This window comes from Gilliamella sp. wkB108, from assembly GCF_001690195.1.
In the GTDB taxonomy this organism is placed as follows: Bacteria; Pseudomonadota; Gammaproteobacteria; order Enterobacterales; family Orbaceae; genus Gilliamella; species Gilliamella apicola_L.
Genome location: NZ_LZGM01000070.1, coordinates 59475 through 81371, shown reverse-complemented (window position 1 = coordinate 81371; position 21897 = coordinate 59475). Strand labels below are relative to the sequence as shown.

Below are 21897 nucleotides of genomic sequence, written 5' to 3'. Positions count from 1 at the left end.
GCCAGTCAAATAGCTACTTTTTCGTAACTTATTTAATTTTCCGACACGTTAGGCAAGATTTTTCGGTGGTCACTATGCGCGCGCGCATGTCCTTTAAAATTCATTGCATGGGGTTGAATTTCAAAAGTAGTTTTTTGAACGATATAAAAAAGGAAAATAAGGAATTTAAAGGAATAATAAAAAAAGAACATGGAGCAAGAATAAAACAAATACCACCAATCAGTGGTATTAAGTTAAAAGACTATTTCTTATCTAATTTAGCTAGCTTTTCGCGACAAGTAGCAATAACCCAAGCAGAGAAGTTAGTATTCTCTTTTTTAGCTTGTTCATCTATTTGCTCTATTAAGTCGTGGGGGAAGCGGATATCTTTACGTTTTGATTTACTTGTTTCGTTAGCCATATTAATTATTCAAATATCATTAGTGCGGACAATATACACGAAAATAAAGAATAAAAATAGTGTTGACATGTACGGACAAAATAAAATATATTGTGCGGACACATTAATATTTAAAATATTAATAAAATCGATAGCCCAAAGAGTTCGCACCTCAATAGGCTATCTAACCACAAACATTAAACGGAGTAATGCTATGGCTAATAGTAATGATACCTTACGCCCTGAAAATGGGCAACTTGACCTATCTAATTTAATTTCTGTCTTAAATCTCTATAAGTCGAATATTCCAACCTGTTACTTATTGCAAGCAAAGAATCATTTTGAAGAACTACAGCAATCTATTTTATGGGGAGTTGGCGCGATTGGTAATTTAATGTACTGGGCTTGTGAGAGTGAGGATTATACAGAGCAAAACCTAAAAAATGATATGCGTGATATAGGCTACTTATTAACGCAATTAAAGGATGTAGCTTATTTTGCTTTGAATCAAATTAATCAATTAGATGCTGAACGTAGCAATAAGGTAGTTGAATAATATGAACTATAAACAAGAAGTAAACGCAATTCACCATAGTATAGTTGATTCAACCATGGCGATTATAGCAGGCTTATTTTTAATTGAGCAGATTAATAAAAACGGTGCAAAGGTATTTATTCATGACGGTATTAAGATTGATATAGACAGGGATTTAGTTGTGTTAGGGTTAAAGGTCAGTCTTAAAGATTGTTTGATTGAAGACTTCGGCGAGAGTGAAGGCTTAAATCGCACTTATGGTCTGTTAAAAGCAATGTACTTTGAAAGTAATGACAAACCTATGGAGCTAACACAATCAGGGCGAGAAATGCTTGAATCATTATTTATTGATTTAGTCATAGATATCAAAGCTGAATCAAGCTCGACTATCCATTAAGGGGGATGTAATGAAAATAAGTGAAATTACAGCCCAAGCAATAGATAAATGGGACTATATCTTTTATTCATTAGGCATTGAAGTGGGTAGTGGCAAGCATTGCGCTTGTCCTATATGTGGTGGTAAAGATAGATTTCGGTTTGATAATCAAAATGGGCGAGGTACTTATATTTGTAATCAATGTGGTAGTGGTGACGGCTTAGAGCTGATTAAGAACTATTTTAATTGTAGTGCTAAAGAAGCATCAATCAAAGTGACGGAATGCCTAAATTTATCTAATCAGAGCAACCAAATACGAGAAAAAACCATATTTAAAAAGATAGATTCTGAACAGTTGCATAATAACAACATACCAGAAAATCACGTATGTAAAAAAGTCGAATATTTACTCTCTAAAACATCATTAGGGCAATCTGAATACCTCACCAAGAAAGGGTTAACCTTTGATTTACCTTTACTGGATAACGGGCGCATTTTTGCGCCTATGCTGAATCTTCATAATGAATACGCAGGCGCACAGTTTATTGAATCAGACGGCAGTAAGCATTTAATGAAAGGCTCAAATAAAAAAGGAGCTTTTATTTTAGTCGGCTCAATTTTGAGCAGACCTGCGGAAGTATGTGCAAAATTGCGCTCACATAATGAGATTATTATCTGTGAGGGCTTAGCCACAGGGATATCGATAGCGGAATTCCGCTATCGGTCTATTGTTATATCAGCCATTGACGCAGGTAATCTTATTCATGTAGCTAAGGCTGTTCGTGAAATCAATCCTACCGCTAAAATCATCATTGCAGGTGATAATGATATAGGTAATGACAAAAACACAGGGAAAGAAAAAGCGATAGAAACAGCTCAAGCAATCAATGGCTATTACTCGATACCTGAAACGGATTTCAAAGCCGATTGGGACGATTACAGGCAACAATTTGGACTTGAGAAAACCTCAGCTTCATTTAATGCAAACCTTATAAAACCTGAGCTACAAATCATAACAAACCATAACATGCAAAAAGATTTATCCACCATGAACTTATCGCAAATGGCATCCAGTCAACGGGCTGACCTGTTAAAACAATATTACGGTAATAATCTCGCGATTAACCTAAGAACAGATGAAATCTATCACTATCAAGATAATGTATGGCAACCTATCAGCGATAAAGTGTTAATGCGAACGTTAGCCGATTTATTTACCCAATCAGGCGAACCATTTAACCCCTTAAGGATAAGCTCGGCGGTTGAATCGCTCAGGCTATCACTGCCCATAATGGGAATACCTAAAAAAGATTTAATCTGCTTTAGAAATGGGGTATATGAGCTAAAAAGCCAAACCTTTAGACCACACAATAAACAAGATTGGCTATTAGTCAATAACAATATTGATTACTACCCTGCCAAGGAAAATGAATCTTTTGAAACTCACGCCCCGAATTTTACTAAATGGCTAAAAAGAGTATCAGGTAATCAGGATAAAGCTAAAAATATCCTTGCTTCGCTATATATGATATTAGCCAATCGACATGACTGGCAATTGTTCCTAGAAGTTACAGGCGCAGGCGGTAGCGGTAAAAGTGTGTTTGCTGAAATCGCGACCATGTTATCTGGTAAAAGTAATACCGTAATAGGCACAATGGACTCTTTAGAGAAGGCAAGAGATAGAGCCTTAATCGTGGGGTATTCATTGGTTATATTACCCGACCAACCGCGCTACATGGGCAGTGGTGCAGGTTTAAAAGCAATTACCGGTGGTGATGAAGTCGCAATAGACCCAAAACACAAGCAACCCTATTCCTGTAAAATCCCTGCTGTGGTATTGGTAATAAATAACGAAGCAATGCGATTTAACGAGCGTAACGGCGGTATATCTCGGCGCAGAGTAATCTTTCACTTTGGCGAGGTTATCCCTGAAAAAGAGCGAGATTTAAATTTGGTCAGCAAAATAGAGCAAGAACTCCCCTCTATTGTCAGATTACTATTAAATGAGTTTACTAATCCTATAGAAGCAAAAGAAAGACTACACAAGCAACAACAGTCAGAGGAAGCAACCGCTATTAAACGCGAATCTGATCATCTAGTCGATTTTTGTAGTTATCTTGATGCCCTTGATTATCCTAATGGGATGTTTATGGGAGGTTTGGGGATCACCCCCTTTAACCCAAGAAGATATTTGTATCATGCTTATATTGAATATATACGCAATACAGGCTTAAACAACCCTTTATCGCTCACACAATTTGGTACATCACTTAATTATGCAATGAAAGAAAACGGTAAAAATTATATCCGTAAAAGATCAAATAAAGGAATGAGGACAAACGTAGAGATTAATACCTATACTAGTCAGGATTGGCTACCAAGAGCAGAAGAACCTAGCTAGTTGTTATTATTTGTTATCATATAAACCGCTTAATTTGAGCGGTTTTTTATTTAGTGAACACCTAAAGTGAACACTTGTGAATAGTAAATCCTAAAGTGTTCACCGTCTAAAGCCTTTTAAAATAAGGCTTAAAAGAAATAGTGAACACCGTGAACACTTTTTTATAAAATTTTATTTTTATGGGGGGAGGGTCAATTTCTACAGATTTTAGTCATCCAAACCATCCACTTCCTTTCATTTTAACGCTAACCCAATTTTTTTAATTTTTATGCTTTTGTGTGTCAGGATAATAATATCTAATTTATGGGGTAATTTTTTGTTTTAGTTATACGTTTAGTTATACGAATAAATTATAAAAAACAAAAAACACAATTTCAAAAAGGAATTAAGCAATGCTTTTCAAGTCCGACCACTGCACCAATTCAATATTCAGTAATATTCTTTAAAATCCTTTAAAGCACATCAAAACCAGTATAAACAAGGCTTAAAGTCTATTTTACTATTCTGCAAGCATCTGTAAGGTACATTTACAACCAAAAATAATGGGGGTATATTTTGGGGGGGCGATAAAGTCCCTTTATAATTAGATCCCTCCAAAGGTGAAAAACGGCTATTAAAACTACCCCTTTGACTGATGCACAAATAAAAGCATTAAAAGCCAATGGTAAGGATAAAAAGTATTTTGACGGTGGGTGTCTTTTTTTGTAAGTCAAATCGTCGGGAGCTAAATTATGGCGATTTAAATATAAAAAACTCATATCGAATAAAGAGACATTATTATCTTTCGGTAAATATCCAGAAACATCACTACAACAAGCGCGAAAACAACGTGACGAAGCACGCGAATTAATTAAGCAAGGCATAGATCCCTGCTCCTTGCCGAAGTATCAGCTATTTGTCAAAGTACAATTAATAAAATATAGAATAAATAATGAAAAGGTTTCTATTGATTGATATTATTAATAACTTGAATTAGATGAATGAAATTCAAATTGAATGCAATATCAATTATTGATATAAATTAAAGCTGACTATTTTTTATAATATGAGTTTTTAATGATAGATTATATTGATACTCAAATAGCCTTGCAAATAATAAAAATCGATAATAATTGCCAATTAGTTTTGATTGATGGTTTTAATCGTATTTTTAATAAAGATCCTCTAAAAGCGTCAAGAAATATTTTTTTTATTAACAATATAGGGCAAGTCATATGGCGTGTATTTTCGAAAAACGATCGATTTGGTGATAGTTTTATGAATATTTATAAAATTCAAGATGAATATAAGGCATATAGATGGGATGGGGGACAATACGGACTTAATATTCAAACCGGTGAAGCTACACCTGAAATTCTTTTAAAATAATCTAATTTAGTTTTTTTTGCAGTTTTTCAGTGTTTCTATAGTTTTCAATAAAGTAATTTTGCTATTTAATTTAATTGATTGTAATGATAAGAAAAAATTAATTAACTTTACAACACCTATTATCAATAAACCAAAATCTACTATTCTCTTTAAAATAGCTTTCATATTAGAATTATTCTATTTGTTTGTTAACTTATTAATAATTGATCTACAAAAAATCCTTACTTAAGTATATACTCTTTGCAAATTTATTTGGTTCTCTTAACTCCAAGTTTAGTTGGGAACAATATAATTTTTATGAATCGCATTAACTAATATATTAAGGATCATTTAGTATGATTATAGGTAATATTAATCATTTAGGATTAGTCCCTTATTTGCCAGCCAAAATAAAACAGTCAATTGAATATGTAAAAGATAATGTTAATAGCAATACTCCAGTTGGTCGTTATGAAATTGACGGTGATAACATGTATTTTATGGTATCAGACAGTACCTCTCGTTTCATTGAACAAGCCAATCCTGAGTATCATGCAAAGTATATTGATGTACAAATTGTTTTAGACGGAAAAGAGGGAATGGCTTTGAGTACTTTGCCTCCACATACTAAAATGTTAGACGATAAACTTGCTGAGAATGATATTGCTTTTGTTCAGACACCAGATGAAGAGACGATGTTAGTATTACAAGCGAACGATTTTATTGTATTTTTACCTAATGAAGTTCATAAGCCTCTTTGTGCTATTGACAATAAGATTGCAACTGTTCGCAAAGTTGTGGTAAAAATCGCATTGGATTATTTATAATTAAAGCAAGGATCATAGGTAACAACATGACAACAAAAATCGCTGTTATCGGCGAATGTATGATTGAACTATCAATTAAACCAGATTCAACAACACGTAGTTTTGGTGGTGATACCCTTAATACTTCGGTTTATTTATCACGTTTATTAAAAAATAAAGATTTTTCGATTCATTATGTGACAGGATTAGGTACAGACCCATTTAGTCAAGAGATGATTAATAGCTGGCACAATGAAAATATTCAAACGGATCTTGTGCAAACAATGTCTGATAAGATGCCCGGACTTTATTCAATAGTAACCGATGAACAAGGAGAACGTTCATTTTATTATTGGCGTAATGATGCTGCTGCGAAATTTTGGTTAAAAACCGCACAAACAGATAGTATTGTTCAACAAATAGCCCAGTTTGATTACGTTTATTTAAGTGGAATTAGTATTGCAATACTTGATGCGGAAAGTATTCTTAAATTGTTAGATTTACTGAAAAAAGTGAAAGCTAATGGTGGTAAAGTTATTTTTGACAATAATTTCCGTCCACGTCTATGGAGCAGTTTTGATTTAGCTCGTAGTGTTTATGCCGATATTCTTGCCTATACCGACATCGCATTTTTAACCTTAGATGATGAAGATCTGTTATGGGGTAAGTTACCTTATGAACAAGTAATAGAACGAACTAAAAAGTTTGGAGTAAGCGAGATTGTCATCAAACGAGGAAGTGATAGCTGTATTATTGAATCAATTGAAGGACGTTTTGATGTTCCAGCAAATAAAATTGCCAAAGAGAAAATTGTTGATACGACAGCGGCAGGCGACTCTTTTAGTGCAGGTTATTTAGGTGCAAGATTGAGTGGTAAAAATCCTGAACAATCCGCTTTGCAAGGACATCTAGTTGCTGGTACGATTATACAATACCGTGGTGCAATTATTCCTTTAGATGCTACACCTAAATTAATTGCTTAATTTTATTTGATAACAACGGTCGATAGTGATGGCCGTTGTTAATCAGCAAATTATTTTTTTTAATTTTTAAAATTCTTACCCATATATATTAGCTTCATCAGATTATCAAGATGATTATCTTTTTTAGTTATAACTAAAAAAGAAAAAATAATCTTAATTTCAAAGTTGTTTTTGTAAAAAAGTTTCAGGTTAAGGGTATGTTTCAATATAAAACCGATAAGGAAACATACTCAGATATTTAAGAGTGTATTTCAATTATTAATACTGGTATAATATACAGTTAATTTGTTATTCAATTTGCCTAAAAAACATACTTAAGAAGAGATTCATGTCAATTAAAGATATCGATATTCGTGGTGCGAGAACGCACAATCTAAAAAATATTAATGTGATTATTCCTCGAGACAAGTTAGTTGTGATCACTGGGCTTTCGGGTTCAGGGAAGTCTTCATTAGCATTTGATACCCTTTATGCCGAAGGCCAACGACGTTATGTAGAGTCTCTGTCAGCCTATGCACGTCAGTTTTTATCACTGATGGAAAAACCAGATGTTGATCATATTGAAGGCTTATCTCCAGCGATTTCAATTGAACAAAAATCAACATCACATAATCCTCGTTCGACGGTTGGAACAATTACCGAAATTTATGACTATTTACGTCTGCTTTTTGCTCGGATTGGTGAACCTCGTTGTCCAAATCATAATTTACCATTAGCGGCGCAAACGGTATCTCAAATGGTAGATAGTATTATGGCATTACCTACCGAAAACCGTTATATGCTCTTAGCACCAGTTGTTACTGAGCGTAAAGGTGAGTTTGTAAAACTGTTTGAACAGTTAGCGGCTAGCGGTTATATTCGGGTGAGAGTTGATGGAGATGTTTATGATCTTTCAGATCCACCAACATTGGAATTACAAAAAAAACATACCATTGAGGTAGTTGTTGACCGTTTCCGTATACGTGATGATCTTAAATTACGATTGGCAGAATCGATTGAAACAGCACTGGCTATCACAAATGGTATTATCAAAGTAGCCAATTTAGATGATCCTAATGCAGAAGAACAACTATTTTCTGCTAATTTTGCTTGTCCAATTTGTGGATATAGTATTTCTGAATTAGAACCACGATTATTTTCATTTAATAATCCAGCAGGCGCTTGCCCAGAGTGTGATGGATTGGGTGTGCAGCAATATTTTGATCCTAAGCGTATTGTGCTAATGCCTGAGGTATCATTGGCAGCAGGCGCGATTAAAGGTTGGGATCGTCGAAATTTTTATTATTTTCAAATGTTAAAATCATTAGCTGATCACTATAAATTTGATATTGATAAACCCTATGAAAAATTACCTGAAAAAATAAAAGATATCTTATTAAATGGTTCTGGTAATACAGAAGTTGAGTTTGTTTATACCAATGATCGCGGTGATGTAGTTAAACGTAAACATCCGTTTGAAGGGATTGTTAATAATTTAACTCGTCGTTATAAAGAAACAGAGTCACAAACAGTACGCGAAGAGCTTGCCAAATTTATTAGCAATCGTCCTTGTCCAACTTGTCATGGATCTCGATTATGTACAAATGCAAGGCATGTGTTTATTAATGATACAAATCTACCAACAATTAGTAATTTAAGTACACAACAAGCGAAAGATTTCTTTGATAAATTGGCGTTAACTGGTCAACGAGCGCAAATAGCCGAAAAAATCTTAAAAGAGATCAACGATCGATTACAATTCTTGATTAATGTAGGACTTAACTATTTAACGCTTTCCCGATCTGCAGAGACACTTTCCGGAGGTGAAGCGCAACGCATTCGACTAGCTAGCCAAATTGGTGCAGGTTTAGTTGGTGTAATGTATGTGCTAGATGAACCTTCCATTGGCTTACATCAACGTGATAACAGTCGTTTGATTGATACTTTAACTCATCTGCGCGATTTAGGTAATACCGTCATTGTGGTTGAACATGATGAAGAAGCGATTATGGCGGCAGATTACGTTATTGATATTGGACCGGGTGCCGGCGTACATGGTGGTGAGATCGTAGCACAAGGAACGCCGAAACAGATTATGGCGTGTAAAACCTCATTGACCGGTCAATATTTATCGGGTAAAGAAAAAATTGATATCCCTCAAACCAGAACTAAAATTGATAAAAAACGCATGCTATCATTAATAGGTGCAACAGGTAATAATCTTAAAGATGTTACATTAAATATACCAGTTGGCTTGTTTACATGTATTACTGGTGTGTCTGGTTCGGGTAAATCAACACTGATTAATGATACGCTTTACCCATTAGCTCAAAATGAGTTAAATGGCGCTGAAAAAAGCGATATCGCACCTTACCGAGCTATTGAAGGTCTGAATTTCTTTGATAAAGTGATTGCGATAGATCAGAGTCCAATTGGGCGAACTCCACGTTCAAATCCTGCAACTTATACTGGTTTTTTTACTTCTATACGCGAACTTTATGCAGGTGTGCCTGAATCAAGAGCTAGAGGTTACAATCCAGGTCGATTTAGTTTTAATGTTAAAGGTGGCCGTTGCGAAGCTTGCCAAGGTGATGGTTTAATTAAAGTCGAGATGCACTTTTTACCGGATATATATGTCCCTTGTGATCAGTGCCACGGTGCGCGTTATAATCGTGAAACGCTCGAAATTAAATACAAAGGTAAATCAATCAACGAAATTTTAAATATGACAGTTGAAGAAGGAAGAGAGTTTTTCGATGCTGTACCTATGATCGCACGAAAATTACAAACGCTGATCGATGTTGGTCTTTCTTATATTACGATTGGACAATCAGCAACTACATTATCTGGTGGTGAAGCACAACGTGTAAAACTTGCAAAAGAGTTATCTAAGCGTGATACTGGTAGTACTTTGTATATTTTAGATGAACCTACTACCGGTTTACACTTTGCTGATGTAAAACAATTGCTAGCCCAATTACACTCACTTCGGGACAAAGGTAATACGATTGTTGTTATTGAACATAATTTAGATGTCATAAAAACAGCCGATTGGATTGTTGACTTAGGTCCGGAAGGCGGTAATGGTGGGGGTGAGATTATTGCCGAAGGTACACCAGAAGAAGTAGTGAAATCGAAAAAATCATACACAGGACAATATTTAAAACCGATATTAGAGAAACAAAAAGCGAACTAGTATATGGCTTTTACTGTCGAAAGATTAACAGTTGGGAAGTAATACCCAACTTCTTTCTATTTAATTCTCAATATCAAAAAAGGTGGCATTTAAATTGTTAAGTGATACTTTGTAAACAGTTTAAAAAATATTGAGCGGAAAGTAACAACACTCTGTAAGGGGAGGTTATTTTGACATTACATATTGTGATGATGATAATCATCGCCTATCTTTGTGGTTCACTTTCTGGGGCAATGATTGTCAGTCATATCATGCAGCTACCCAACCCTTATAAACATGGTTCACACAATCCCGGTGCTACTAATGTCTTACGTATTAATGGTAAACTACCTGCAATAATAGTATTACTTTTTGATATGCTTAAAGGGGCAATTCCTGTTTATATCGCTTATCGGTTAGGAATCTCTCCTTTCTTTCTTGGTATTATTGGTATTGCAGCTTGTCTTGGTCACATTTTTCCCTGTTTTTTTCATTTTCGCGGTGGCAAAGGTGTGGCGACGGCATTAGGAATGATGATGCCAATTGGACTTGATTTTACGGGTTGTTTTATTTTGACGTGGTTTTTGGTATTACTGATAACAGGTTATTCATCTGTTGCTGCAATTGTGGGATTTTTGTTAGCACCATTTTATGTCTGGCTATTTAGACCCGAACTTACGTTACCTGTTGCTATGCTTTCATGTCTAATTATTATTCGCCATAGCAGTAATATCATGCGTTTATTAAAAGGTGAAGAACCCAAAAGTCTAAGCCGAAAAAGCGATAAAATAGACTAAAACATATAGCATTGCTAAAATTTATTTACAAAATTAAATATAATTAAATTATACCAATAGCGTAATTCTTATTTTATAGATGCTTGAAACGCGTTATTATTAACAACAATTAAAATTATTATTGATAAACCAACAAATCCATGCAAATTAGCCCATTATTAGAATCATTTATGGAAGCATTACGTTGTTTGCCGGGAGTAGGACCAAAATCAGCACAACGCATGGCCTTTCACTTATTACAACGTAATCGTCAAGGTGGTATCAAATTAGCTCATATTCTAAATGAAGCGATGAGTAACATAGGTCACTGTAAACAATGTCGTACTTTTACCGAACAGGAAATTTGTACCATTTGTGCCAATGTGCGCCGTCAGGCAAGTGGTCAACTTTGTATTGTTGAAACACCAGCAGATATTGTGGCTATCGAGCAAACAGGGCAGTATAGTGGGCGTTATTTCGTGCTTCTTGGACATCTTTCACCATTAGACGGTATTGGTCCAAATGAGATAGGTCTTGATGTCCTTAAAACTAAACTGGCCAGTGAATCCATAAATGAAGTTATTCTAGCTACTAATCCAACCGTAGAAGGCGATGCTACCGCTAATTATATTGCCCAGATGTGTGCTGAATTTAATGTGATAGCTACACGCATCGCTCATGGAGTTCCGGTAGGTGGTGAACTTGAAATGGTTGATGGAACCACATTATCACATTCGTTTGTTGGACGACAAAAAATTGAATTTTAGCTTTAATGATTAATACAGCAACCGATCTTCGTTTGTGGGATTAAGTTATTTTAAAAAATGAATTTTTATTAATATTGACAAGTTATAAAGAGGAATCATATGAAGTATAAAGCTGTCGCTTTTGATATGGATGGTACATTATTGGATAGCAATCGCCTAATTTTGCCTGAAACAGTAAATATGATTGAGAAAATCACGGCCAAAGGTGTGAAAGTCATTTTAGTATCAGGACGTCATCATACCGTGATCCACCCCTATTATTATCAGCTCAAACTATCAACACCGGTAATATGCTGTAATGGTTCGTATTTGTATGATTTTACTAAGCAACAATCTTTTGCGGCTAAACCTATGAGCAAATCTCAAGCAAGAAAACTGCTAAAAATGGTTAACCAATATGGAATTCATACACTCATTTATACTGATAAGATAATGACATATGAGGTACTTGATGATCACCTCGCAGGATTTTTTAAATGGGTAGCTAGTTTACCGAAATTCTTACAGCCAGAAATCAAAAAAGTAGATAGTTTTGAAAAAGTTATTGATGAAGCTAATGCTATATTTAAATTTGCTACCAGTAGTCACGATTTAACAACGTTACACCAATTTGCTGATGCGGTTGATGCCGAAAATGAATTTTCGTGCGAATGGTCTTGGTCTAATCGTGCTGATGTTGCAATTAAAGGAAATACCAAAGGCAATGGCTTAAAACATTGGGCTGAACATGAACAGATCGGATTAAATGAAATAGTTGCTTTTGGTGATAGCTATAATGATATCAGTATGTTAACCATTGCTGGACTTGGTATTGCAATGGGAAATGCCGATGATGAAGTAAAAGCGCAAGCTAATTATGCTATTGGCGATAATAATAGTGCGAGTATCGCAACTGAACTTGAAAAACTATTTTTATAATCTATTTTTAAAGTTAAATTGTGTTTGAAATTCTCTATCAAGATAATGACTTAATTGCGATTAACAAGCCTTCAGGCTGGTTGGTGCATCGTAGTTGGTTAGATAAAAATGAAAAAGTGGTGATCATGCAAACTCTACGTGACCAGATTGGTCAACATGTGTTTCCTGTTCATCGCTTAGATCGTCCGACCTCAGGAGTATTATTGTTTGCTTTATCCAGTGATACAGCTCGTTTGTTATCTGAACAGTTTGCCGGAAAACAGATCGAAAAAACTTATTATGCAATAGTACGTGGTTATGTAAATGATGAGAGTGTGATTAATTATCCGTTAGTTGAAGAGTTAGATAAAGTGGCGGATAAATTTGCAAATCAAAATAAACCAGCTCAAGAAGCGATAACCCTTTATCGAGGCATAAGTAAAATTGAAGTTCCAATTAAAGTAGGTAAATTTGATACCGCTAGATATAGTTTAGTTGAATTAAAACCACAAACCGGGCGTAAACATCAACTCAGGCGCCATATGAAACATATTTTTCACCCTATTATTGGGGATAGCAAACATGGGGATCTTCATCAAAATCGTGCATTTGCTGATTATTTTAATCTTAAACGCCTGATGCTGCATGCTACAAAACTTAAAATCACACATCCTATCAATAAAAAAGCGATCACTATTCATGCTAAGTTAGATCAAAATTGGCAAGAGATCTTGAAGAATTTTGAATAACTAGACTAAGTCGTTTAATTATGACTTTATTTCAAAATTATTTTTAATTTTTTATATCGATCTTGTTTTATTAAAATTAGCTTAGAAACTGTCGCAAATAGTTGTCATTAATGTCTGTAACTATAAGTTTATTATTTATCTAATTTTGTGTTGATATGGTTTGTTTTTTAGTCGATTGTAGTTTTATTTAACGAGATGACATTTTTTTCTGAATTAATCATAGTAATTTTCAATAATTTTACAAAGTCTCTTGGCAATTATTTTATTACAGAGTATTATTTCTACTTCTTTCTTATGCTCATGTCTTATTGACTTCAACTTAGAAAGATTTTTAAGTGTTCATATAAATTAAATCAATTATGGAAATAAATAATGAAATTAGTAATTAAATATATTAGTGTGTTTTTATTAGCATTAGTAGTAACTGCTTGTTCACAAGATAATAGTAGTACACCTGAGAAAGCGGCTGAAAAATTTACCAAAGCGATGTATGACAAAGACATGGATACCGTAATTTCCATGATTTATATACCGAAAGAAGAACAAAAAGATAATTTAGTTAATGTCAAAGATCTTCTTAAAAGTAAATTCGCAACTATCGTGGATAAAGCTGTAGAAGAAGCTAATTCACATGGTGGATTAGATAAAGTTGAATGTTCACCAGCTGAATATATTAATGATAATAAAACTGCAGCTAAAACTAAAGTTGCAATGATTTTTAAAGATGGCACTAAAAATGAAGGTGATATGTCATTAGTTAAAGTTGATGGAAAATGGTTAGTTAGCTTTTAATAAAATCTTCATTTATTAGCTAATGCTGATAAATCTTTTTAAAGAGGGTAAGATTATTTACCCTCTTTAATTATTACCTGATAAAAATTTATTTATGAAATATTGCCGTTATTTTTGTCTATTACTTGCTCTTTTTGTCCATTTTTCATTTGCGGAACAATCTCCTAATTCACCGGTTGAAATTGCTAAATACAGTAATTTAGTTAAAGTAGGAGACTGGATCTTTCGTAAAGGTGTACAAATAGATAGTTTAGTTGTCAATCAGGTTGGTGCAGGTGATTTTTCTCATATAGGTATGATTATTGCCGTTGAACCTGATATTAAGATTATTCATGCCACAACTGATGATGATCATAATCGTCCCAATCAAGTCATCGTTTCCACTTTAGCCGAATTTATTAGCCCTCAATTAGCTGAAAAATATGCTATTGCTAGACCAAATTTTTTATCAGTGAATCAAAAACAACAAATTGTTGAAGATTTGCTCTCTCAACAAGGCGCTCCTTTTATATTGTCTTCTCGTGATAGAAATCACTTATATTGTACAACGTTACTTGCTGATGCCATTATTAAGTATCAACCCGATTTTAATGTCCAATGGCAATATGTGGATTTTCCATTAGTCAGTGGAGATTATCTATTCCCTAATGCATTTGCGGAGCATAGCGATATTACTTGGATCTATCGATATCCAGCTACTGAATAGTTATCCGCTATTTTTTATTTGGTTAGATAATTATTAGTAGATCAAAGCAACATATTTTGACGATATTAATAGCTTAGATTAAACTTATCCTACATTATTGTTATCATTTTATAGATTATGATCCCTCGACTTTCAGTATCACCTCAGATTAATGAAGTTACATTAAATTACTTAACTGCGCTTGAAAATTCGGGTTTTAGTGGTGATATTGCCCGTGATTATGCTACACGTTTAACAATGGCTACGGATAATAGTATCTATCAACTCTTACCTCAGGCGATATTATTTCCTCGCTCTACCGATGATGTTAAATTGATAACTACGTTAGCACAACAAAAGGCTTTCAAAACCATAAAATTTACACCAAGAGGTGGAGGTACAGGCACCAATGGACAATCTTTAACTGATGGGATTGTGGTGGATATGTCCCGTTACATGAAACGCATATTAGAAGTAAATTTAAAAGAGGGGTGGGTTAGAGTTGAAGCAGGGGTGATCAAAGATCAGCTAAATCAATACCTCAAAGCCGATGATTATTTTTTTGCACCAGAGTTATCGACCAGTAATCGAGCAACGATTGGAGGCATGATTAATACTGATGCCTCCGGTCAAGGCTCGATGGTATATGGAAAAACCTCAAATCATGTTTTAGGGATAAAAGCTGTTTTATTAAATGGCGAAATACTTGAAACCGGTAAAAAAAGCCTACAAGAGATTGAAAGGTTAATAACTACTTCGTCAATTTATCGTGCAGTGTTTGATTATTGTAAAACGCATCGACAATTAATTTTAGATAAGTTCCCTAAATTAAATCGGTTTTTGACTGGTTATGACCTTAAAAATGTGTTTAATGATAATTTAACTGAGTTTGATTTAACCCGTATTATCACAGGTAGTGAAGGATCTTTAGCTTTTGTAACGGAAGCTAAATTGAATATTATCCCATTACCTAAATATCGTTTTCTTATCAATATTAAATATGATTCTTTTCAATCTGCATTAAGTAATGCGCCTTTTTTAGTACAAGCCGAAGCGTTATCTGTTGAAACAGTTGATTCTAAAGTTTTAGGTTTGGCTAAAGAAGATATTATTTGGCAATCAATTAAGGCGTTGATCACCGATGTTGATGGTTATGATATGCAAGGGATTAATATTGTTGAGTTTGCCGGTGATGATTATGAACTGACTAAAGGCAAAATGGTTAAGCTATGCCAACAACTTGATAAACTTATGATAAATCGTAGTTTAGGCATTATTGGTTATCAAACTTGTGTTGATCTTAGCGAGATAGAAAAAATTTACGCCATGCGTAAAAAAGCAGTTGGGTTATTAGGTAATGCCAAGGGAGCAGGTAAACCGATACCATTTGTTGAAGATACTTGTGTACCACCGCAACATTTAGCTGATTATATTAGTGAATTTCGTGCCTTACTTGATAGTCATCATTTGACTTATGGTATGTTTGGGCATGTTGACTCGGGTGTACTTCATGTTCGTCCTGCTTTAGATATGTGTGATCTTGAACAAGAAAAATTGATGAAGCAAATTTCCGATCAGGTGGTTGCGCTAACAGCCAAATATGGTGGATTATTGTGGGGGGAACATGGAAAAGGTTTCCGCAGTGAATATAGTCCGGCTTTTTTTGGTGATGAGTTATATCGAGGACTGAGGATAATTAAAACCGCATTTGATCCAGATAATCGCTTAAATCCGGGTAAAATTTGCACCCCTTTAAATGTTGATGAACCGATATTATCAATCACCGCTATTACTCGTGGTTTTTATGATAGGCAGATTCCGGTAAGTGTAAAAACGGTTTTTCATGGTGCGAGTGAATGTAATGGTAATGGGCTGTGTTTTAATTTTGATGTTAATAGTCCCATGTGTCCTTCAATGAAATTATCAGGTAATCGAGTTTATTCACCAAAAGGACGGGCGACATTAGTACGAGAATGGCTACGGTTGATGATTCAATCGGGAATGACAGAAGATGAACTCAACACACTTTTTCCTAAAAAACAGAGCGCATTAGTTGCACTATCGAAAAAAATAAGCAACACTTGGCGAGCTAAGCATGGAGAGTATGATTTTTCTCATGAAGTAAAAGATTCAATGGCACATTGTTTATCCTGTAAGGCTTGTTCAACTCAATGTCCAATTAAAATTGATGTGCCGGATTTTAAAGCGCGTTTTTTACAGCTTTATCATACCCGCTACTTACGGCCAGTACGTGATTATTTAGTCGCCAATATTGAATCTTACCTACCATTAATGGCAAAAGCTCCACGTTTTTTCAACTTTTTTATGAAAATGTCGGTAATAGAGTCACTCACTAATAAAACCGTTGGTATGGCAAACTTGCCATTACTTTCTACTCCGACACTTAAAAAGCAGTTAGTAGGACATAACTCTGCTAATATTAAACTTAAACAGTTACAAAAACTTACCAGTACTGAAAAATCTAATTATGTCCTTATTGTACAAGATCCGTTTACGACTTATTATGATGCTAAAGTTGTATTTGATTTTGTCTGTTTAGTTGAAAAACTAGGATTTAAACCCGTCGTATTACCCTTTGTACCTAATGGTAAAGCTCAACATATCAAAGGCTTTTTAAAGCAATTTGCTCACACAGCGAAAACCGCGTCTGATATGCTATCACAAATAGCGCAATTAGGTATTCCAATGGTAGGGGTAGATCCCGCTTTAGTGTTATGTTATCGCGATGAATACAAGCTAATTTTACAGGAAAAGTTAGGTGATTTTCAGGTGTTACTAGCCCATGAATGGTTGACAAATATTACTGAAAATCTATCTAGTTTTGCTCAATCAATACAACCAAGTTTAGAAAAATGGTATTTACTTAGTCATTGTAGTGAAACGACTCAACTACCGGCAAGCAGTCAACAGTGGCAACAAATTTTTAAACTGTTTGGCGCGCAATTACAGACAGTTAGTGTTGGTTGCTGTGGAATGGCTGGGACATATGGGCATGAAGTTAAAAATTTATCTTCATCTTTGCAACTTTATCAGCTCTCCTGGCAAAAAGCTTTGGCAACATATCCTAAAGAACATTGCTTAACTACAGGTTACTCATGTCGTAGCCAAGTAAAACGGTATGACAAATTTTCGCTAAAACATCCGATTCAAGCTTTATTATCCATAATCACAATTAATCAAAATTTGTAAAACGTGCTGCTTAAATAATTAGATCGTAATTGAAAACAAATAATAGCTCCAAGTTAAAGTAAGATCGCCAATGTTAACTAATTCAGTTGCAATATAACAACTCATCATCATTAGCCATTCAAAAATAACAGACTTTTGATAATGTTAACGGAAAAGTGTTGGTTATTCATTTTGCTATAGAGCATAATTAGGTCAAAACAATAAAAATCAAGCGCGACCTTTATCGCGCTTGGTATTAAATAAGATAAGAAAATTAATTTTCTAAGTATAGATGTTGCATCGTTTGGAAATCTTGATCGGTAAAACCAAGCTCTTGTTTAATGTAATTACTTGGAGTACCCGATAATTTCTTCATAGTATCAAGAATCTCTTTAACAAAGCTTTCACGGGTATCAATTAAACTTAACAGATAGCCTAAAACATCTTCATTGTCAGTAATTTTGCGGTAAGCCTGCATTTTAATTTTATTACGCTCTAAACGATTATCATGGGTTAACATATAATCATAAATAATATCGCTCTCAGATACACCAAGCATAATTTGTATCAATAATACGCCATAACCGGTACGATCTTTTCCGCCGCGACAATGTTGAATACTTGGGCTATTATTCGGATTTAAAATGACTTGTAACATTTGTTTATATGCGTTTTTTGATTTATCACTTAAAACAAAATTACGATATTGTTCAAGAACTTGTTCGCCTTGACCATTAACTAATTCTCTAGGAATATCCCGCAATACACTTTCAACTAATGCTCGATCTTCATCGCTTGGATCGGCGGCAAATTGTGCCGCGAGTTCAGCAGTTTGAGCTGAAGCATTGAGATGTAATGTTTGCTTTTCTCCAATATTAGTATTGGGACTATTTTTTATTTCATTATCGCTGCGATAATCAATAATGGTTTTAATCCCAAGAGCCTGAATATAAGATTGAGCATCGGGTTTTAATCCATGCAAGTGATTAGAACGATAAAAAACACCCCATTTAATTCGCTTACCATTGTTACCCTCATAACCGCCAAAATCACGAAAGTTATTTAATCCGGTGATAGGTAATGTTCTTTCACCAAATAGAATAGGATGTTGACCTTGTGATTGTAAAATTAAATAGATGCGCTTTTTAGCTTGTAACGGATCTGCAAATATAACAGGACTTTTTACATTCTTGCCGATCAGTGTTTTATTTTGAGTATGAGCATTACTCTCTTCCGTCCAATATAGATCCATTGATTGTTGATCCGATGAATCAAAGGTTACCACTAGGTTACCCTGTTGATTACGAACCACTGAAACGCTTTTATTTTGTTCTATCATAGTTTTTTACCCAATTAATGTAATATACCCAACATTGAAAGAATGACGCCTAATACCATTACGCCAATAATTAATGTAACGGTATATTTCCCTTGAAATTTTTTGACTAAGTAAAAGACACTTAATGCAAAGAGAATTGTTAACAAGTTAGGCATCACTTTATCAAACATCTCTTGGACTTTAATTGATTGGTCACCCACCTCAATGAGTAGGGGAGTTGAAACTTTAACGGTTGTAGCAATTAAGGAGCCAAGTACCATAACACCGACCACATTGGCTAAGTTGCTAATTCTCTGAATAATATTTGAATTTTTAGATTGCTCAATCAGATCAACGCCTTTGTTATAACCATAATGCACAAAGAAGTATTTGGTAAAAATATTGACCAAATTATAAATAAAGAACATTAGTATTGGACCAATAATATTACCTTGTAAAGCAAAAGCGGCGCCGATACTGCCACAAATTGGCATCCAGGTAAATTTTAATAAACTATCACCCAAACCAGCAAAAGGTCCCATCAATCCTGCTTTTAACGAGATAACCGCATCTTTTTCATCCTCAGTGGTTTTCTCCTCCATGGCTGCTGTGACACCTAACACTAATGCACCGGCATTAACTTGGGTATTAAAAAACTCAAAATGTCGTTTCATTGCACGGATCCGTGTCTCTTTATCGGCATCTTTATAAAGTCGATCTAATATTGGGATCATACAATGAGCAAAACCGATCGTTTGCAATTTTTCATAGTTAAATGAAAAAGGGATAGTTTGAATACGCCAAAAGACGCTATTAAGATCTTTTTTGGTAATTTTCTTTTCGTTATTCATAGATCATACTCCTGTTCTACGTCCATATTATTTAATGTAGGTTTATCTTCTTTGTTACCATTTTGATTACCGTTATTTTTCCCTGCCATAAAAGCCATGTCATAAAGGACAGCAAATGCCAGCGCAATAAAGGTAATTGGAATAATAGGCAATTTAAGATAACTGGTTAAAATAAAACCCAGTAAAAAGAAAAACCACATACTACCTTTTAATAGCATGAGTAATAAAATACAGATACCAACGGCAGGAATTAATTTTGAAGCAACACCCATACCCGAAATAATACTCTTAGGAATTGCATCTAAAATAGCTTTAATCAAATCACTACCAAAATAAATTGCTAAGAAACAAGGAACGGCACGAATCAAAAACCAGACAGGTGTAGAAAAATAATGGACTTTCACTAATCCCTTATAACTACCGTTTTGAATACTTTTTTCAGCCCATGGATTTAAGAAACAAGCAAAAGATCGCCAAATAATCAGTAATTGCTGGCAAAGAATTGAGACAGGCAGTGCTAAAGCAACTCCGGTAGCAACACCGCCTTGAGTGGCAATACCTAAAGAAACTCCAATTATTGAACCAGCGACAATATCGGGTGCAGAATAAGCACCAACATTACCAATACCCATCCACATCAACTCTAACGTTGCACTTATTGCCAGTCCTTGTACTACATCGCCCATAATAATGCCAGCAATAGTCCCTGTTAATAGTGGTCTACGAAGCATTTGTGGACCTACATCATCTAATGAACAAATTCCCGCCCAAATGGCGACAAGAATAGCCTGTGTTAACATAGGTTAACCTCCAAATATAATGAATAAATAAATAGTTAGTTAAGACTAATCAAGCAGTGTTTTGAGTAAAACAATCGGATCTTTGGGAACCATTTGCACCTCAACAACCACATTTTTTGCTATAAGGTTTTTAAATGCTTGTTCTTCTTCGGGTGTGACCGAAACAGCACGTGATAATTGACGACGCCCATCTTGCATTCGCATTCCTCCAACATTGAGTTTTTCAATAGCTAATCCACCTGAAACAAGTGCATCAACATCAATACTATTGGTAAATAACAACATTGTGCGTTTTTTAATTGGTGTTTTCTTTAATATTTCAATAAATTGCTGAACACCGAAAACGATGACTTTTAATCCAGCAGGTGCAGACATGGTCAGTACTGATTGCTGAACTTTGTCGTTGGCGACTTTATCATTAATAACTAAGACTTGTTCGATATCATAGTTTTTTACCCAAGTAGTAATAACCTGTCCATGAATAAGACGGTCATCAATTCTGGCAACATTAATTGGCATTGTATTCTCCTTATAATTCTGTGGATTGCTCATGTTGAGCGTTTAAGAGTTGACCAACATCAAAGCAACTTTTGGAGAATAACTCTTCTACAGCGGCTTTGACATCTTGTAATGAACCTTCCCGATTATTTAATACCTCAAGTAATACCGGAATATTAAAGCCACATAGCAACAATATGTCTTCATGTTGTACAAGTAACTCGCTGGCAAGATTACAAGGTGTTCCACCCATCAAATCGACCAATATAATTACTCCGTTACCTTGATTTAAGGTGCGATAACTCTCTAACATTTGTTGACGGATGCTGTCGATATTGCTATCGATTTTAATGGATATGACCTTGATATCATCTTGTTTACCCATTAGCATCTGCACGCATTCAAGCGCACCTTGTGCGAAAGGGCCATGACTTGCCAAAATAATAGGTATTTGTTTTTGCATGACTAAATTTCCTTTTAGTAACATTATTACTTAAATGATATATTTATTTAGTAATAAAGTTACATCTTAATAAAAAAATAGTCATTACCTTTTTATTAAATTTTTATTATTTTGTGAACAAGATCAAATTT

Annotated in this window: 21 protein-coding genes; 15 read left to right on the top strand and 6 right to left on the bottom strand. The window is 34.6% G+C overall.

The annotated features are described in order from the left end of the window. Positions 1-241: 241 nt before the first annotated feature. On the bottom strand, positions 242-400 hold the full coding sequence (locus tag A9G11_RS14035; RefSeq protein WP_081298460.1) for a YlcI/YnfO family protein: 159 nt from the start codon (positions 398-400) through the stop codon (positions 242-244). A 193-nt stretch (positions 401-593) separates the two neighbouring features. On the opposite strand from A9G11_RS14035, the gene A9G11_RS14030 reads away from it, so the two are divergent. The 15 genes from A9G11_RS14030 to ydiJ all read left to right on the top strand — a co-directional run bounded on the left by A9G11_RS14030 (position 594) and on the right by ydiJ (position 17857). After that, positions 594-935, top strand: coding sequence for a hypothetical protein (locus A9G11_RS14030; RefSeq protein WP_081298459.1), 342 nt, complete (start codon positions 594-596; stop codon positions 933-935). A gap of 1 nt (position 936) precedes the next feature. Beyond that, positions 937-1311 (top strand): hypothetical protein, encoded by a 375-nt coding sequence (locus A9G11_RS07145; RefSeq protein WP_065618860.1) that lies wholly within the window; start codon positions 937-939, stop codon positions 1309-1311. A gap of 10 nt (positions 1312-1321) precedes the next feature. Beyond that, complete coding sequence (locus tag A9G11_RS07140; RefSeq protein ID WP_065618858.1) at positions 1322-3691, top strand: primase-helicase zinc-binding domain-containing protein; 2370 nt, start codon at positions 1322-1324, stop codon at positions 3689-3691. Positions 3692-4447: 756 nt separating this feature from the next. Then, the gene (locus tag A9G11_RS14785; RefSeq protein WP_081298466.1) at positions 4448-4645 is read left to right on the top strand and encodes an Arm DNA-binding domain-containing protein; all 198 of its coding nucleotides are present in this window, start codon (positions 4448-4450) and stop codon (positions 4643-4645) included. Positions 4646-4747: 102 nt separating this feature from the next. Continuing rightward, positions 4748-5059, top strand: coding sequence for a hypothetical protein (locus A9G11_RS07130; protein WP_065618854.1), 312 nt, complete (start codon positions 4748-4750; stop codon positions 5057-5059). A gap of 335 nt (positions 5060-5394) precedes the next feature. After that, positions 5395-5865: a YhcH/YjgK/YiaL family protein gene (locus A9G11_RS07125; RefSeq protein WP_065618852.1), complete on the top strand. Its 471-nt coding sequence runs from the start codon at positions 5395-5397 to the stop codon at positions 5863-5865. A gap of 26 nt (positions 5866-5891) precedes the next feature. Beyond that, complete coding sequence (locus A9G11_RS07120) at positions 5892-6827, top strand: sugar kinase (protein ID WP_065618850.1); 936 nt, start codon at positions 5892-5894, stop codon at positions 6825-6827. Positions 6828-7161: 334 nt separating this feature from the next. Beyond that, positions 7162-10002 carry an excinuclease ABC subunit UvrA gene (gene uvrA, locus A9G11_RS07115; RefSeq protein ID WP_141674372.1) on the top strand — a complete coding sequence of 947 codons (2841 nt, stop codon included), beginning with the start codon at positions 7162-7164 and terminating at the stop codon, positions 10000-10002. A 170-nt stretch (positions 10003-10172) separates the two neighbouring features. Then, positions 10173-10778 (top strand): glycerol-3-phosphate 1-O-acyltransferase PlsY, encoded by a 606-nt coding sequence (gene plsY / locus A9G11_RS07110; protein ID WP_065618847.1) that lies wholly within the window; start codon positions 10173-10175, stop codon positions 10776-10778. Positions 10779-10918: 140 nt separating this feature from the next. After that, positions 10919-11524 (top strand): recombination mediator RecR, encoded by a 606-nt coding sequence (recR, locus tag A9G11_RS07105; RefSeq protein WP_065618846.1) that lies wholly within the window; start codon positions 10919-10921, stop codon positions 11522-11524. 99 nt (positions 11525-11623) lie between these two features. After that, entirely contained in the window at positions 11624-12442 is an 819-nt protein-coding gene (locus A9G11_RS07100; RefSeq protein ID WP_065618844.1) for a pyridoxal phosphatase, read from the top strand. A gap of 20 nt (positions 12443-12462) precedes the next feature. Continuing rightward, the gene (truC, locus tag A9G11_RS07095) at positions 12463-13170 is read left to right on the top strand and encodes a tRNA pseudouridine(65) synthase TruC (protein WP_065618842.1); all 708 of its coding nucleotides are present in this window, start codon (positions 12463-12465) and stop codon (positions 13168-13170) included. A 372-nt stretch (positions 13171-13542) separates the two neighbouring features. Further along, positions 13543-13962 (top strand): DUF4878 domain-containing protein, encoded by a 420-nt coding sequence (locus tag A9G11_RS07090; RefSeq protein WP_065618840.1) that lies wholly within the window; start codon positions 13543-13545, stop codon positions 13960-13962. A 94-nt stretch (positions 13963-14056) separates the two neighbouring features. Then, the gene (locus tag A9G11_RS07085) at positions 14057-14668 is read left to right on the top strand and encodes a YiiX/YebB-like N1pC/P60 family cysteine hydrolase (protein WP_065618838.1); all 612 of its coding nucleotides are present in this window, start codon (positions 14057-14059) and stop codon (positions 14666-14668) included. A gap of 117 nt (positions 14669-14785) precedes the next feature. Next, positions 14786-17857, top strand: a complete 3072-nt coding sequence (gene ydiJ, locus A9G11_RS07080) for a D-2-hydroxyglutarate dehydrogenase YdiJ (RefSeq protein WP_065618836.1) — start codon at positions 14786-14788, stop codon at positions 17855-17857. A 253-nt stretch (positions 17858-18110) separates the two neighbouring features. On the opposite strand, the gene A9G11_RS07075 is transcribed toward ydiJ, so the two are convergent. Genes A9G11_RS07075 through A9G11_RS07055 form a run of 5 tightly spaced genes read right to left on the bottom strand, consistent with a single transcriptional unit; the run spans position 18111 to position 21766 of the window. Beyond that, positions 18111-19175 (bottom strand): tyrosine-protein phosphatase, encoded by a 1065-nt coding sequence (locus A9G11_RS07075; RefSeq protein WP_065618833.1) that lies wholly within the window; start codon positions 19173-19175, stop codon positions 18111-18113. A 14-nt stretch (positions 19176-19189) separates the two neighbouring features. Then, entirely contained in the window at positions 19190-20005 is an 816-nt protein-coding gene (locus A9G11_RS07070; protein ID WP_065618831.1) for a PTS system mannose/fructose/sorbose family transporter subunit IID, read from the bottom strand. Continuing rightward, on the bottom strand, positions 20002-20805 hold the full coding sequence (locus A9G11_RS07065) for a PTS mannose/fructose/sorbose/N-acetylgalactosamine transporter subunit IIC (RefSeq protein WP_065618829.1): 804 nt from the start codon (positions 20803-20805) through the stop codon (positions 20002-20004). Before A9G11_RS07065 ends, A9G11_RS07070 begins: the two co-directional genes overlap by 4 nt. A 45-nt stretch (positions 20806-20850) precedes the next feature. After that, positions 20851-21324 (bottom strand): PTS system mannose/fructose/N-acetylgalactosamine-transporter subunit IIB, encoded by a 474-nt coding sequence (locus A9G11_RS07060; RefSeq protein WP_065618827.1) that lies wholly within the window; start codon positions 21322-21324, stop codon positions 20851-20853. Between the two features lie 10 nt (positions 21325-21334). After that, entirely contained in the window at positions 21335-21766 is a 432-nt protein-coding gene (locus A9G11_RS07055) for a PTS sugar transporter subunit IIA (RefSeq protein WP_065618825.1), read from the bottom strand. Between the last annotated feature and the right edge of the window lie 131 nt (positions 21767-21897).